Origin of the sequence: Aeromicrobium terrae, assembly GCF_008039565.1 — a bacterium.
GTDB lineage: Bacteria > Actinomycetota > Actinomycetes > Propionibacteriales > Nocardioidaceae > Aeromicrobium > Aeromicrobium terrae.
The window spans coordinates 1-12,984 of record NZ_VDUX01000008.1 but is presented as its reverse complement, the minus strand read 5'-3'; the positions used below and the strand labels follow the sequence as shown (position 1 = coordinate 12,984).

Annotated in this window: 16 protein-coding genes; 6 read left to right on the top strand and 10 right to left on the bottom strand. The window is 72.2% G+C overall.

Annotation, left to right across the window (positions count from 1 at the left end; genetic code table 11):
- Positions 1 to 3 precede the first annotated feature (3 nt).
- The 4 genes from FHP06_RS14395 to groES all read right to left on the bottom strand — a co-directional run bounded on the left by FHP06_RS14395 (position 4) and on the right by groES (position 4,191).
- The gene (locus FHP06_RS14395; RefSeq protein WP_147687501.1) at positions 4 to 762 is read right to left on the bottom strand and encodes an ABC transporter permease; all 759 of its coding nucleotides are present in this window, start codon (positions 760 to 762) and stop codon (positions 4 to 6) included.
- Positions 759 to 2,153, bottom strand: coding sequence for an RNB domain-containing ribonuclease (locus tag FHP06_RS14390; protein WP_147687500.1), 1,395 nt, complete (start codon positions 2,151 to 2,153; stop codon positions 759 to 761). The genes FHP06_RS14395 and FHP06_RS14390 overlap by 4 nt, the downstream gene beginning before the upstream one ends.
- A 64-nt stretch (positions 2,154 to 2,217) precedes the next feature.
- On the bottom strand, positions 2,218 to 3,816 hold the full coding sequence (gene groL, locus FHP06_RS14385; protein WP_147687499.1) for a chaperonin GroEL: 1,599 nt from the start codon (positions 3,814 to 3,816) through the stop codon (positions 2,218 to 2,220).
- An 81-nt stretch (positions 3,817 to 3,897) separates the two neighbouring features.
- Positions 3,898 to 4,191, bottom strand: a complete 294-nt coding sequence (gene groES, locus FHP06_RS14380; protein ID WP_147687498.1) for a co-chaperone GroES — start codon at positions 4,189 to 4,191, stop codon at positions 3,898 to 3,900.
- Between the two features lie 103 nt (positions 4,192 to 4,294).
- On the opposite strand from groES, the gene FHP06_RS14375 reads away from it, so the two are divergent.
- From FHP06_RS14375 to FHP06_RS14360, 4 genes are read left to right on the top strand one after another with little or no spacing between them, the layout of a single operon-like run.
- Complete coding sequence (locus FHP06_RS14375; RefSeq protein ID WP_147687497.1) at positions 4,295 to 5,446, top strand: class I SAM-dependent methyltransferase; 1,152 nt, start codon at positions 4,295 to 4,297, stop codon at positions 5,444 to 5,446.
- A gap of 10 nt (positions 5,447 to 5,456) precedes the next feature.
- Complete coding sequence (locus FHP06_RS14370; protein ID WP_187271954.1) at positions 5,457 to 6,146, top strand: LamB/YcsF family protein; 690 nt, start codon at positions 5,457 to 5,459, stop codon at positions 6,144 to 6,146.
- The gene (locus tag FHP06_RS14365) at positions 6,143 to 6,724 is read left to right on the top strand and encodes a 5-oxoprolinase subunit B family protein (protein WP_147687496.1); all 582 of its coding nucleotides are present in this window, start codon (positions 6,143 to 6,145) and stop codon (positions 6,722 to 6,724) included. The genes FHP06_RS14370 and FHP06_RS14365 overlap by 4 nt, the downstream gene beginning before the upstream one ends.
- Positions 6,721 to 7,593, top strand: coding sequence for a 5-oxoprolinase subunit C family protein (locus FHP06_RS14360; RefSeq protein WP_147687495.1), 873 nt, complete (start codon positions 6,721 to 6,723; stop codon positions 7,591 to 7,593). The genes FHP06_RS14365 and FHP06_RS14360 overlap by 4 nt, the downstream gene beginning before the upstream one ends.
- Position 7,594: 1 nt before the next feature.
- Here the strand turns inward: FHP06_RS14360 and FHP06_RS14355 are convergent, their stop codons facing one another.
- A complete protein-coding gene (locus tag FHP06_RS14355) occupies positions 7,595 to 8,461 on the bottom strand; it encodes a patatin-like phospholipase family protein (protein ID WP_147687494.1) in 867 nt (288 codons plus the stop codon).
- 149 nt (positions 8,462 to 8,610) lie between these two features.
- Entirely contained in the window at positions 8,611 to 9,657 is a 1,047-nt protein-coding gene (gene tsaD, locus FHP06_RS14350) for a tRNA (adenosine(37)-N6)-threonylcarbamoyltransferase complex transferase subunit TsaD (RefSeq protein WP_147687493.1), read from the bottom strand.
- A 25-nt stretch (positions 9,658 to 9,682) separates the two neighbouring features.
- Between tsaD and FHP06_RS14345 the strand changes: the two genes are divergently transcribed.
- A complete protein-coding gene (locus FHP06_RS14345; RefSeq protein WP_147687492.1) occupies positions 9,683 to 10,189 on the top strand; it encodes a DinB family protein in 507 nt (168 codons plus the stop codon).
- Here the strand turns inward: FHP06_RS14345 and FHP06_RS14340 are convergent.
- From FHP06_RS14340 to FHP06_RS14325, 4 genes are read right to left on the bottom strand one after another with little or no spacing between them, the layout of a single operon-like run.
- The gene (locus FHP06_RS14340; RefSeq protein WP_147687491.1) at positions 10,186 to 10,938 is read right to left on the bottom strand and encodes a lysophospholipid acyltransferase family protein; all 753 of its coding nucleotides are present in this window, start codon (positions 10,936 to 10,938) and stop codon (positions 10,186 to 10,188) included. The genes FHP06_RS14345 and FHP06_RS14340 overlap by 4 nt on opposite strands.
- Before the next feature lie 37 nt (positions 10,939 to 10,975).
- A complete protein-coding gene (locus tag FHP06_RS14335) occupies positions 10,976 to 11,398 on the bottom strand; it encodes a DUF5709 domain-containing protein (RefSeq protein WP_147687490.1) in 423 nt (140 codons plus the stop codon).
- Positions 11,395 to 11,850, bottom strand: a complete 456-nt coding sequence (locus tag FHP06_RS14330; RefSeq protein WP_147687489.1) for a GNAT family N-acetyltransferase — start codon at positions 11,848 to 11,850, stop codon at positions 11,395 to 11,397. Before FHP06_RS14330 ends, FHP06_RS14335 begins: the two co-directional genes overlap by 4 nt.
- On the bottom strand, positions 11,843 to 12,334 hold the full coding sequence (locus tag FHP06_RS14325) for a MarR family winged helix-turn-helix transcriptional regulator (RefSeq protein WP_147687488.1): 492 nt from the start codon (positions 12,332 to 12,334) through the stop codon (positions 11,843 to 11,845). Before FHP06_RS14325 ends, FHP06_RS14330 begins: the two co-directional genes overlap by 8 nt.
- Before the next feature lie 39 nt (positions 12,335 to 12,373).
- Between FHP06_RS14325 and FHP06_RS14320 the strand changes: the two genes are divergently transcribed.
- A complete protein-coding gene (locus FHP06_RS14320) occupies positions 12,374 to 12,856 on the top strand; it encodes a carboxymuconolactone decarboxylase family protein (protein WP_147687487.1) in 483 nt (160 codons plus the stop codon).
- Positions 12,857 to 12,984 lie beyond the last annotated feature (128 nt).

Sequence of the window (12,984 nt, the reverse complement as noted above, 5' to 3'; positions counted from 1 at the left end):
GCCTCAGTCGACGAGCCTGAGCCGGAGGTCGTCCGGGAGCAGCCGCCGAGCGGCGACCAGCCGCTCGGCGACGAGCACCGTGACGGCCTGGGCGGCCATGACGCCGAAGAGCACCAGCACCTGCGTCGTGGCCGCCTGGACCGGCGTGCCGCCACCGAGCATCACGCCGATGAAGGCGCCGGGCAGCGTGACCAGGCCGGTGGTGCGGACCTGGTCGAGGTTGGGCAGCAGGGCCTCCGGGACCCGGCGGTGGATGATCTCGTCGATCGCCTGGCCGGGCAGCAGCCCCAGCGCGAGGGAGGCCTCGTACTGCGAGTGCTCCTCCCGGAGCGCGGCGAACACCCGGCGACCGGCGAGGGTGTGCGCCGTCATCGCGTTGCCGACCACGATGCCGGCGACGGGGATGACCGCGATGCCCTCGGCCGGCACTGCGCCCGACGCCAGGACAATCACCAGCACCGGCACGAGACCGGCTGCCATGGCGAGGGCCGCCCAGGTCCAGGCGCGTGGCGCCTCCACGCGCCGCGTCGTGGTGAGCACGGCCACCGCGAACATCACCGCGACGAGCACCGCCGACCAGGCGAGGTTCTCGACGGCGGCCTTGATGAGCAGGGCGATGACGACGAGCTGCAGCAGCGCACGAGCGGCGGCGACGAGGACGTCGCGGTCGAGGCCGTACCCGGCCATCCGGTGCGCGGCGAGGGCCAGCACGAGCAGCGCGACGAGCGCGATCGCGACGGGCCAGCCGGGGTCGATCGTCACGGCACGTCGAACCTGACCTCGCGGGCGGCCACGTCCACCTCCGCGAGCCGGACGTCGACGGTCTCGCCCTCCTTCAGGCCCTGACCCGTGCACGGCGCGAGGACGGACGGGTCCTCCAGGAGGACGGTGGTCTCGGTGCCGTCGGTGTGCACGACCAGGGCACGGAACGTGTCCCCCACCCGGTCGGCGAGCTGCCAGGCCTCCACCTGGGCGACCGCGGCCCGGTCGGCGGCGGAGGCTTGATGTCCGGACTCCCGCATGATGTCGGGCAGCGTCGGCAGCGCCTCGCGGATGCCGTCCGGCACGGCTTCGCCCGCCGCGAGGGCGACGCAGACCTCCGTGGCGAACCGGTCGGCGAGGCGCCGCAAGGGTGCCGTGACCTGCGCATACGCGCCACCGACCCCCACGTGCTCCACCACCTCCGGATCCTCGCCGTCGAAGGCGTGGAAGCCGGCGCCGCGCAGCAGCACGGTGGCGTCGTTCATCAGGGCCACGTGCGCCGGGACCGTGATGTCGAGCCGGGCCAGGACGGTCGCGGCGGTGTCGTCGTCCTTCACGTCGACACCCATCGACGCAGCGCGCTTGAGGAAGCCGGTGACGTCCTCGGCCGCCGGGGCCGGCAGCGTGCGCAGGATGCCGACTTTGGCGTCGACCATCATCCGGCCGGCCACCAGGCCGGTCAGCAGCGACAGCTCCGCGTTCCAGTCGTCCGCCGGGGTGCGGTGGGCCCACTCGATCGTCCAGTGGTCTTCGGACGTCACCACCACCTGCTCCGGGATGCCGAGCTCGAGCGCTCCGGCGGCGACGCGGTAGGCGCGGCGGGCCTCGCCGAAGTCCTGGAGCGCCTCGATCGACGGGTGCGCGTTGCCGTCGCCCACGGCGGACATGACCTCGTCGTAGTCGAGCCGAGCCACCGAGCGGACGACGGCTCGCTTCACCTCGACGTCGCCGGGCTTCCCGTCCGCCCCGACGTCGATGGTCCAGACCACCGCGCGACGCTCCTGATCGGGCAGCAGGCTGAGCGCGTCCTCGGACAGCCGCGGCGGGTGCAGCGGCACTCGGCCGTCCGGCAGGTAGATCGTCTCGCCGCGCCGGCGCGCCTCCTCGTCGACCGGGCCGCCGAGCGGCAGGGCCGCGCCGACGTCGGCGATGGCGTAGTGGACGCGGAAGCCGTCACCCCGGCGTTCGAGGTGGACGGCCTGGTCGAGATCCATCGACCCCGGCGGGTCGATGGTGACGAACGGGACGTCGGTGAGGTCGAGCGGCGCCTCGGGCTTCTCCCCGGCGATGCGCTCGGCCTCGGCCTCGACGTCGGCGGGGAAGTCGCTCGTCCGCTCCACGGGAGGGAGGTCGAGCTCGGCGCGCAGCGCGGAGAAGTCCTGGGAACCCACGCCTCGACCCTAACGACGAAACCCGCCCCGGGAATCCGGGGCGGGCGTCGTCAGGGGTGGTGCGTCAGTGGTTGTGACCGGCGTGCTCGTCCTCGTCGGCGGGCTTGTCGGCCACCAGCGTCTCCGTGGTGAGAAGCATCGCCGTGATGGACGCGGCGTTGGCCAGCGCGGAGCGGGTGACCTTGACCGGGTCGAGGACGCCCTGGGCGACCAGGTCGCCGTAGGTGTCGGTGGCCGCGTTGTAGCCCTCGCCGGACTCGCGGACCTTGGAGACCACGACCTCGCCGGACTGGCCGCCGTTGCGGGCGATCCACTCGAGCGGGGCGTCGGCACCGATCCGCACGATGCGGACGCCGACGGCCTCGTCGCCGCTCAGGCCGAGGTCACCGTCGAGCACCGACACGGCGTGGACGAGAGCGGAGCCGCCACCGGCGACGATGCCCTCCTCGATCGCCGCACGGGTGGCCGAGACGGCGTCCTCGATGCGGTGCTTCTTCTCCTTGAGCTCGACCTCGGTGGCCGCGCCGACCTGGATGACGCAGACGCCACCGGCCAGCTTCGCCAGCCGCTCCTGCAGCTTCTCGCGGTCCCAGTCGGAGTCGGTGAGCTCGATCTCGGACTTGATCTGCTTGACCCGGCCCTCGACCTCGGCGGCGTCGCCGCCGCCGTCGATGATCGTCGTGGCGTCCTTGGTGACGACGACGCGGCGGGCGCTGCCGAGCACCTCGAGCCCGACCTGGTCGAGCTTGAGGCCGACGTCGGCCGTGACGACCTGCGCGCCGGTGAGCGTCGCGATGTCCTGCAGCATGGCCTTGCGGCGGTCACCGAACGCGGGGGCCTTGACGGCGACCGAGGTGAAGGTGCCGCGGATCTTGTTCACGACGAGCGTCGACAGGGCCTCGCCCTCGACGTCCTCGGCGATGATGAACAGCGACTTGCCGGCGCCGATGACCTTCTCCAGCAGCGGCAGCAGCTCGGCGACGGCCGAGATCTTGCCCTGGTGGACGAGGATGTACGGGTCGTCGAGGACCGACTCCATGCGCTCGGTGTCGGTGACCATGTACGGCGACAGGTAGCCCTTGTCGAACTGCATGCCCTCGGTGAACTCGAGGTCGGTGCCGAGGGTGTTGGACTCCTCGACGGTGATGACGCCGTCCTTGCCGACCTTGTCGAACGCCTCGGCGATGAGCTCGCCGATGTGGGCGTCTCGCGAGGACACGGTGGCAACCGCGGTCATGTCCTTGACGTCGTCGACGTCGCGGGCGAGCTCGCGGAGCTTGGCCACGACGGCGTCGACGCCCTGCTCGATGCCCTTCTTCAGGCCGACCGGGTTGGCGCCGGCCGCGACGGCGCGCAGGCCTTCGTGGACCATGGCCTGGGCGAGCACCGTGGCGGTGGTGGTGCCGTCACCGGCGACGTCGTTGGTCTTGGTGGCGACCTCCTTGGCGAGCTGAGCGCCGAGGTTCTCGAACGGGTCGTCCAGCTCGACCTCACGGGCGACGGTCACGCCGTCGTTGGTGATGGTGGGCGCGCCCCACTTCTTGTCGAGGACGACGTAGCGGCCCTTGGGGCCGAGGGTGACCTTGACGGTGTCGGCGAGCTTGTCGACGCCGCGCTCGAGCGCGCGGCGGGCGTCCTCGTCGAACTCCAGGATCTTGGGCATGTGGTTCTCCTAAAGAGGAAGGGCCTGGCGTGCCTGGCGCCCGGCGGGCGGCGAACGCCGCCAGCCGGGATGCCAGGTGCGTCAGGAGACGACGGCGAGGACGTCGCGGGCGGAGAGGATGAGAAGCTCCTCGCCGCCGTACTTGACCTCGGTTCCGCCGTACTTGCTGAAGATGACCTTGTCGCCGACGGAGACGTCGAGCGGCACGCGGTTGCCGTTGTCGTCGACACGGCCCGGGCCGACGGCGATGACCTCGCCCTCCTGCGGCTTCTCCTTGGCGGTGTCCGGGATGACGAGTCCGGACGCAGTGGTCTGCTCGGCCTCGACCGCCTTGATGACAAGACGATCCTCGAGCGGCTTGATGGTGACCGACACGGTGTCGACCTCCCCTTTCAACGGTGAACGAGACCTTCGATCAAAACTTAGCACTCTCCCCTAGCGAGTGCTAAAGGGTGTTCGCCCCCGGCAGAATCGGACTGTGGACCTCGCGACGTTCCGACGACTGCTGACCCCGGAGGGGCAGGCACTGCTGGCAGAGGCGACGGCCGGCGCGGCGTCGGAGTCCGACCTGGCGCTGGGCACGCGACTGCGCCGCGAGCACGACGCGGACCTCGTCGCGGCCGCGGTCTCGCAGGTGCGGCTGCGGGCCAAGGCGCGCACCAAGCTCGGGGACGACGCCGCGTCGATGTACTTCACGCCGGACGCGCTGGAGCAGGCCACCCGTGCGACGGTGGCCCGCCTCCGGGCGGAGCGGCTGGCGCGGTCGGCCGAGCGCGTCGTCGACCTGGGCTGCGGGATCGGCGGGGACCTCGTCGCGTTCGCCCGGGCCGGCGTGACCGTGCGCGGTGTCGAGCGGGACCCCGTGCGGGCGGCGATCGCGCGCGCGAACCTCGAGGCACTGGGGCTGGACGGCGAGGTGATCGAGGGCGATCTGGCCGACGTCACCCTCGCCGCGGACGAGGTGCCGTTCCTCGACCCCGCGCGACGGAGCGGTGCCGGCCGGGTCTTCGATCCCGCCGCGATGGAGCCGCCGTGGGACGTCGTGCTGCAGCACCTCCGCGGGCGGGCCGTCGTGAAGACGCTGCCCGGCCTCGACCACGGGCTGGTGCCTGACGACGTGGAGGCGCAGTGGGTCAGCGACGGCGGCGACCTCGTCGAGGCCTGCCTCTGGGGGCCGGGCCTGGCCGAGGTGCCACGTCGCGCGACTGTGCTGCCAGGCGAGCGCGAGCTCGCCGGATCGGGCGAGCCCGGCGTCGTCGGCGAGGTCGGCGGCTTCCTGCACGAGCCCGACGACTCCGTGATCCGGGCCGGGCTCGTCGGCGAGCTCGCCGCGCGGATGGGCAGCCGGCTCGTCGACCCGCACATCGCCTACGTCACGACGGACGACGCGGTCACCGACCCGCTCGCCCGCTCGTTCCGCATCGACGCCGAGCTCCCGTTCCGCGAGAAGCAGCTGCGCGCCGCCCTGCGCGAGCGCGGCGTCGGCACCCTGACCGTCAAGAAGCGCGGCGTCGACGTCGTCCCCGAGCGGCTCGTCCAGCGCCTCCGTCTTCGCGGCGAGGTGACCGCGACGGTCGTCATGACCCGCGTCGCCGGAGAGGGCCGCGCCTTCCTCGTCGACCCGCTCTAGGCTCGGGACCATGCGGATCGACCTGAACGCGGACGTGGCCGAGTCGCCGGACGACCTGGCGCTGCTCGACGTCATCACCAGCGCAAACGTGTGCTGCGGGGCGTACGGCGGGAGCGAGGAGCTGATGCTCGAGGCGTGCGAGCTGGCGGTGCCGCTCGGGGTCACCATCGGGGCGCAGGTCGGGTACCCGGACCGCGAGGGGTTCGGCCGTCGGCCGATGGACCCGCTGAGCGACGAGCTGATCGACGAGCTCCGACGGCAGATCGACCTGCTCGCCGAGATCGCCGACGCGGTCGGTGGGCGCGTGGCCTACGTGAAGCCGCACGGCGCGCTGTACAACACGATCGTGAGTGACGAGCGCCAGGCGGCAGCCGTCGTCGAGGCCGTCGGACCGTACGGGCTGCCCCTGCTCGGACTGCCCGGCGCGGCCTCGCTGCGCATCGCCGCCGAGGAGGGGCTCGAGGTGGTCCGTGAGGGCTTCGCCGATCGCGCCTACCGAGACGACGGCACGCTCGTGCCGCGCACCGAGGACGGGGCGGTGCTCAGCGATCCCGACGACGTCGTGGCGCAGGCGTTGAAGCTCGTGGGCGACGTCGACTCGATCTGCGTCCACGGCGACTCCCCCGGCGCGGTCGCGCTCGCCCACGCCGTCGGGTCGGCCCTGCGCGGCTCTGGCCACGAGGTCAAGGCCTTCGCATGAAGATCCTGCCGAGCGGCGATCGCGCGGTCCTGCTCGACTGCGAGTCGCTCGACGAGGCCCAGGCCTGGTTCGCCGCCCTGCACGAGCAGGCCGACGCCGTGCTGGGCGCCCGCACCGTGCTCCTGCGCGGGACGCCAGCCGAGCTGCTCCGGCTGGTCGCCCACACTCAGCCTGCGGAGGATTCGGCCGTCGGAGCCGGCGCCGAGATCAAGATCGCGGTCACCTACGACGGCGAGGACCTCGACCACGTCGCCGCCCACACCGGGCTCACGCCGGACGAGGTCGTCGCGGCCCACACGGGCACACCGTGGACCGTCGCGTTCGGCGGCTTCGCGCCAGGCTTCGCGTACCTCGTCGGCGGCGACGAGAGGTTGATCGTCCCGCGCCGCGACTCTCCGCGCACGAGCGTCCCAGCCGGATCGGTCGGCCTGGCCGGGGAGTTCAGCGGCGTCTACCCGCGCTCGTCGCCCGGCGGGTGGCAGCTGATCGGCCGCACCGACGCCGTGATGTTCGACGTCGACCGCGACCCGCCGGCTCTGCTCTCCCCCGGCGCCACCGTCAGGTTCGTCGCGACATGAGTCTCGTCGTCGTGCGGCCCGGGCCGCTCACGCTGGTGCAGGACGCCGGCCGGCCCGGCCTGTGGTCGCAGGGCGTCGGCGCCGCAGGTGCGTTCGACCGCGCGGCCCTGCGCCAGCTCCACCGGTTGCTCGGCGACGCGGACGACGCGGCAGCCCTCGAGGTGCTCGGCGGCGGTCTGCACCTGCGCGCCGAGGCGGAGCACCGGATGGCGGTCACCGGGGCCGTCGGACCGATCACGGTCGCCGGCGAGCAGGTGGCGCACGGCCGTGCATTCGTCGTGCATCCCGGCGACGACGTGGTGGTCGGGCCGGTCTCGGTCGGCCTGCGCGCCTACGTCGGCGTGGCCGGCGGCGTCGTCGTGGACCCGGTGCTCGGCTCGCGGTCGGCCGACACGATGAGCGGCCTCGGCCCTCCCGCCCTCGCGGAGGGCGACCGCATCGACGCCGGCGAGCCGGCCCACCCCGACGAGACCGAGGACGTCCCTGCCCTGCTCACGCCCGGCACCACGACGATCGACGCCGTGCCCGGCCCGCGCGACGACTGGTTCACCCCCGAGTCCGTTGCCACGTTCTTCTCCGCGGCGTGGACGGTGTCGGCACGGTCCGACCGCGTCGGCGTCCGGCTCGAGGGGCCTCCGCTGGAGCGTGCGGTCACCGACGAGCTGCCCAGTGAACCGTGCGTGCGAGGCAGCGTGCAGGTCGTCTCGGCCGGCACGCCCGTCGTGCTCGGCCCGGACCACCCCGTGACCGGCGGCTACCCGGTGATCGCCGTGGTGGTCGACGCAGACGTCGACCACCTGGCCCAGGCGCGGCCCGGCGACGTGGTGAGGTTCCGCCGCCGGGCTGCGCCTCAGGGAGTGGGGCCCTGACTCACCGCCAGAGCTCGGCGACGCGCTCGGCAGCCGCCTTCCCGTCGGCGTGCCCGGCCTGCGCCGCGGCGGGCCGCAGCGACACGTCCATGGCGTTGGTGCCGAACAGCTCCTCGGAGTCGGGACCGATCACCTCGACGGCGCTGCCGCCCGCACGGAGTGCGTCGACCTGAGCCGCGAGGTGGGTGCCCCACTCCTCGGGGTGGAGGGACCTGCCGCCGAACGGCGACAGCACCAGCACGCGGTCATAGCCGGTGGCCACGTCCGCGTTCTCGGCGTTCGCCCGGTAGCCGCCGTCCAGGTACGGGCGGCCGTCGATCCAGAACGGCAGGCCGCTCGAGCAGCTGGCCGCCACCGCGTCGGCGAGGGAGACCCCGCTGTCGCGGTCGAACGCGGCCGGCTCGCCGGTGTCGGCCTCCAGGACCGTCAGCCGGATCAGCCGGTCGGGCCAGTCCTGGCTGGGCAGCCGAGCCGCGACGGTGAACCGCCACTGGGGCTGCCAGGTGCCGTCGGCCTCCGCGTCGCGCTCCAGCGCCGCGGCGCCGATCCGCCGGCGCATCTCGACCACGTCGGCCGAGCCGTCGATGATCGCGAGCATCCGCTCGAGCTGGTCGGAGACCGGTCGGCCCGGACCGGTCTGCCGGGCCTGGACCGGCGCCAGCGTCGCGGTGTAGACCGCTGCCGGGTCGGCCGTGGTGATCTGGACGGCAGCCGTGGCGCCGGCCGACGTCCCGACGATCAGGTCGGCGTCGGTGACGTCGACCCCGCCCTCGAGCAGTCCGCCCACGACGCCGACCAACCAGGCGTTGCCGGTCGATCCGCCGCCGCCCAGCACGAGGGCACGGGTGGGTGAAGAAGAAGTGTTCATAGGAGTCGCCTCTTTCGCGATGCGTGTCCGGCGCTCCCGGCGGCGACTACCTCAGCCGCGTGATCGTGGACTGCGTGGGAGCGCCCACGTGGATTGGGTTCATGGGGCTCACCTCCTGCGGTCGAATCACGATCACCTCGAGGATAGACCTACGCCGCAACGATCTGCGTGACGGGCATGCTCGAGTCGGCCGGCAGGTCGAGCGACGACGGCGGCAGGCCGCGCCGCACCACCTCGGCGCCGAGCGCGGCGATCATCGCTCCGTTGTCCGTGCACAGCCCCGGACGTGGCACGCGGACGGTGAGGCCGGCTGCGGAGGCCCGCTCCTCGACGAGCGCCCGCAGGCGCCCGTTGGCCGCGACGCCACCGCCCACCACGAGGGTGTCGACGTCGTTCGCGCGGCAGGCCTCGATCGCCTTGGCCGACAGCACGTCGCACACCGCGTCCTGGAACGAGGCCGCGACGTCGGCGACGGCGACCTCGCGGCCCATCCGCTGCTCGTGCTGCACGTGGCGGGCGACGGCGCTCTTGAGGCCGGAGAACGAGAAGTCGTAGCGGTGCCGCTGGAGGTCACGATCCTTCGTGAGCGCCCGCGGGAACGGGATCGCGGTGGTGCTCCCCCGCTGCGCCTCGCGATCGATGTGCGGACCGCCCGGGTACGGCAGGCCGAGCAGCCGCGCCACCTTGTCGAACGCCTCGCCGGCCGCGTCGTCGATGGTGGTGCCGAGCATCGTGACGTCGGTGGCGATGTCGTCGACGAGCAGGATCTCGGTGTGGCCGCCGCTGACCAGCAGCGCACCGACGCGCTCGTCGAGGCGGCCGTGCTCGAGCTGGTCGACGGCCACGTGCCCGACCAGGTGGTTCACCCCGTACAGCGGCTTGTCGTGCGCGATCGCGAGCGCCTTGGCCGCGGCCACGCCGACGAGGAGGGCGCCGGTGAGACCGGGTCCGCAGGTGACGGCGATGGCGTCGACGTCCTCCACCCGCACGCCGGCCTGCGCGTACGCCTGCTCGAGCGTCGGGACCATCGCCTCCAGGTGCGCGCGGCTCGCGACCTCCGGCACCACGCCGCCGAACCGGACGTGCAGGTCCACGCTTGAGGCCACCGCGTTGGCCAGCATCTCCGTGCCCCGGACGATGCCGACGCCGGTCTCGTCGCACGACGACTCGATGCCGAGGACGAGGGGCTCACTCACCGGTTCATTGTGTCAGGGTGTCCGCATGCCACGAGACGACCTGCCCGCCGAGGGTGAGAGCTGGGACGAGCGGTCGCTGCTGCTCACGATGCTGCGCTACACGCAGCAGACCGCCGTCGAGAAGGTCAGCGGCCTGAGCCAGGACCTGGCCCGCACCGCGCCAATCAGCACGTCGCCGCGGATGTCACCGGCGAACCTGCTCAACCACCTGCGCTGGGTCGAGTGGTCCTGGATCCACGTCGACCTCCTCGACGAGCCCGACCAGGGCCCGTGGACGAAGGAGAACCCGGACGCGGAGTTCGACGAGGGCTCGGAGCTGCCGATCGACGAGGTGATCCGGCGGTACGAGGAGCAGGCCGCCGCCACGTTGGCGTACTTCGCCGACGCGGACCTCGACGCCGAGACCCGGCGGAAGCGGAAGCGGACGCTGACGACGCGCTGGGTGCTGCTCCACCTGATCGAGGAGACGGCCCGTCACAACGGGCACCTCGACATCCTGCGCGAGATGGCCGACGGCAGCGTCGGCGACTAGCCCTTCGCGCGCTTGGCCGCGCGGGCGGCCTTCTCCTCCTCGTCGAGGCGGCGGGCCTCCTCGGGCGTGGGGGCGAGGCCGCCGTGGCGGGCGGGGGCCCACCACTGGCCCTCGGGGCTGATCGGGTACTCCGCGATGGCCTTGTCGAGCAGCGCGCTCATGGCGGCGCGGAGCAGCTCGGTCTCGGCGACCGGGTCGGCGCCGGTGACCTCGAGCGGCTCGCCGACGTGCAGCGCGATGGTCTTGCCGCGGCCCGTCAGGTCGGACGGGTGGTCCTTGGTCTTCAGCAGCTGCGTGCCCCAGGTGACCATCGGGATCAGCGGCACGCCCGCCTCGGCGGCCATGCGCACAGCGCCGGTCTTCAGCTCCTTGATCTCGAACGAGCGGCTGATCGTGGCCTCCGGGAAGATGCCGACGATCTCGCCGGCCCGCGCGTACTCGACGGCCTTGCGGTAGGACTCCTCGCCCTTCTCCCGGTCCACCGAGATGTGGTGGAACGACCGCATGATCGGCCCGGTGATCTTGTGGTCGAACGCCTCCCGCTTGGCCATGAACCGGACGAGGCGCTTGCTCGGCTGGGCCGCGAAGCCGTCGAAGACGAAGTCGACGTAGCCGATGTGGTTGGCGGCCAGGATCGCGCCGCCCTCGCGCGGGATGTTCTCCGTCCCCGACATCTGGAACCGCATGCCGAGGACCTTGAACAGGGTCTTCGCCGTGAGGATGACCGGCGGATAGGTGATGTCGCGCATCACGTCAGCCTAGTGCACACGTGTTCACTCAATCCAGTCAGTACTCGTCGTCGTCGCGGACCGTGTGGACCGCCGCCTCCTCCGCGCTGGCGCCGGCACCGTCGATGCCGACGTCGTCTCCCACGAGGTCCTTCTCGGTGTCCTCGCCGAGGCCCTGGTCGGGGTCGACGAGTCGGCCGGATCGCTGGTCGCCCACCTCGTCGTCGTAGTCCTCGACGTCCTCGTCGGCGTACGGGTCGACGTCGGGCTCCTCCTGGGCCACCCGCTGGTCGAGCGACTCCCCCTGGAGCTGTTCGTCGGCGGTGGACCCGAAGCCCTCGCCCGCGCTGTACCGCTCGGGCGGCGAGTAGCCCTCGTCCAGGACGTCATCGACCCCGCGGTCGACGAGCGTGTCCTCGGGCTGCATCTGGTCGAGGATCTCCGACGGCTCGTTGGTCTGTTCCGATGGCGTCTCGGTCATGCGTCAAGGGTGGCATGACCTCCGAGCGGCGCAAGCTCCATGACGAGGGCGTCGACGCCGGCCCCGTAGTAGCCACGGCGCCGGGAGATCTCGACGAAGCCCGCAGACCGGTAGAGCTGGATCGCCGGGCCGTTGGTGGCCGCCACCTCGAGGAGCATGCGGTCCGCACCCTCCAGCCGGGCGAGGTCCACCGCTCCGTCCACCAGCGCGCGTCCGAGCCCGCGGCGCCTCGCGTCGGGATGCACGGCGACTCGGGTGAGGTCGGCCGGCTCGTCACCGCGCACGGCGACCCAGCCCAGGACCTCGCCGTCGGCGTCCACGACCGCGGCGGATCCGTGGAGCAGCTCGGCGTCGACCAGCTCGACCGACCAGGCATCGTCGCCGAATGCGGCCCGCTCGAGCGCGACGATCGCCTGGATGTCGTCGTCGTCAGCGGGCCGCAGCTCAGTCATCCTGACCCTCGGTCAGCGCCGCGAGCAGGCGGCCGAGCTGGGCGACCTCGTCCTCGGTCAGCACCGAGAGCAGCCGGCGCTGGTTCTCGAGGTGCACGGCCATCAGCTCGTCGACGAGCGCCACCCCGGCCGGGGTGAGCGAGACGGTGCGACCGCGGGCGTCCTCCGGGGACACCTCACGGGTGACGAGGCCCTTGTCGATCAGCCGGTCGACCTGCTTGGTCACCGCGCCCTGGGTGACCATCAGCGCGTCCCGGAGCTCGCTCGGGGTGAGGGACGGCGGCTCGCCTGCTCGGCGCAGTGCGGCCAGCACGTTGAAGTCGCCTCGACCCAGTCCAGCCTCGGCGAACGTCGGGCGCAGAGCGGACTCGGCGAGCTGGGCGGCCACCTGGATGCGGCCGACGACGAGCAGCGGCGAGGCATCCAGGTCGGGCCTGACCTCGCTCCACTGCTCGACGATCCGGGGCACGGTGTCTCCGCTCATGGGTTGACTATACATTCCGTGGAAAGTATTCTTGTTTCCATGGAAACTACCACGATCGCACCCCGACTGGACTTCGACACCCACGCCGCGACGTTCTCCAAGGCGCTCTCCCACCTGGACCACGCGGCCACCAAGCAGCTCGACGCCGTCGACTTCGACCGCCGACTCCGCGAGCTGGTGCGGATCCGCGCCTCGCAGCTCAACGGCTGCGCCTACTGCATCGACATGCACACGAAGGACGCGCGCGCGATCGGCGAGACCGAGCAGCGGATCTACGCGCTCCCGGCGTGGCGGGAGACGCCGTTCTTCACCGAGGCCGAGCGCGCCGCCCTCGCGTTCACCGAGTCCGTCACGCTGATGGCCGAGAGCCACGTGCCGGACGCCGCGTACGACGTCCTCACACCGCACTACTCCCCCGAGGAGATCGCCGCCCTGGTGAGCCTGATCATCATGATCAACGCCTGGAACGCCGTGGGAGTGAGCACCCGCGCCTGGGAGCCGGGCTCGTACTCGCTCGACTAGGTGTAGTTCCTCCGGACGTTGTGATCGCGTGACGTGAGGCGAGGACCTCCGATATCGAAGGGGTTACGACACCAACTTCGATCCGGAGGTCCTCGTGACTCACGCTAATGCCCCTTTGACTCCGCTCG

Excerpts from the sequence above, each read along its gene's own strand:
- FHP06_RS14355 (WP_147687494.1), bottom strand. The coding sequence starts at position 8,461 with ATGAACACTTCTTCTTCACCCACCCGTGCCCTCGTGCTGGGCGGCGGC.
- FHP06_RS14320 (WP_147687487.1), top strand. The coding sequence starts at position 12,374 with ATGGAAACTACCACGATCGCACCCCGACTGGACTTCGACACCCACGCC.
- groL (WP_147687499.1), bottom strand. The coding sequence starts at position 3,816 with ATGCCCAAGATCCTGGAGTTCGACGAGGACGCCCGCCGCGCGCTCGAG.
- FHP06_RS14360 (WP_147687495.1), top strand. The coding sequence starts at position 6,721 with ATGAGTCTCGTCGTCGTGCGGCCCGGGCCGCTCACGCTGGTGCAGGAC.
- FHP06_RS14365 (WP_147687496.1), top strand. The coding sequence starts at position 6,143 with ATGAAGATCCTGCCGAGCGGCGATCGCGCGGTCCTGCTCGACTGCGAG.
- FHP06_RS14335 (WP_147687490.1), bottom strand. The coding sequence starts at position 11,398 with ATGACCGAGACGCCATCGGAACAGACCAACGAGCCGTCGGAGATCCTC.
- FHP06_RS14330 (WP_147687489.1), bottom strand. The coding sequence starts at position 11,850 with ATGACTGAGCTGCGGCCCGCTGACGACGACGACATCCAGGCGATCGTC.
- FHP06_RS14325 (WP_147687488.1), bottom strand. The coding sequence starts at position 12,334 with ATGAGCGGAGACACCGTGCCCCGGATCGTCGAGCAGTGGAGCGAGGTC.
- FHP06_RS14340 (WP_147687491.1), bottom strand. The coding sequence starts at position 10,938 with ATGCGCGACATCACCTATCCGCCGGTCATCCTCACGGCGAAGACCCTG.
- FHP06_RS14370 (WP_187271954.1), top strand. The coding sequence starts at position 5,457 with ATGCGGATCGACCTGAACGCGGACGTGGCCGAGTCGCCGGACGACCTG.
- FHP06_RS14345 (WP_147687492.1), top strand. The coding sequence starts at position 9,683 with ATGCCACGAGACGACCTGCCCGCCGAGGGTGAGAGCTGGGACGAGCGG.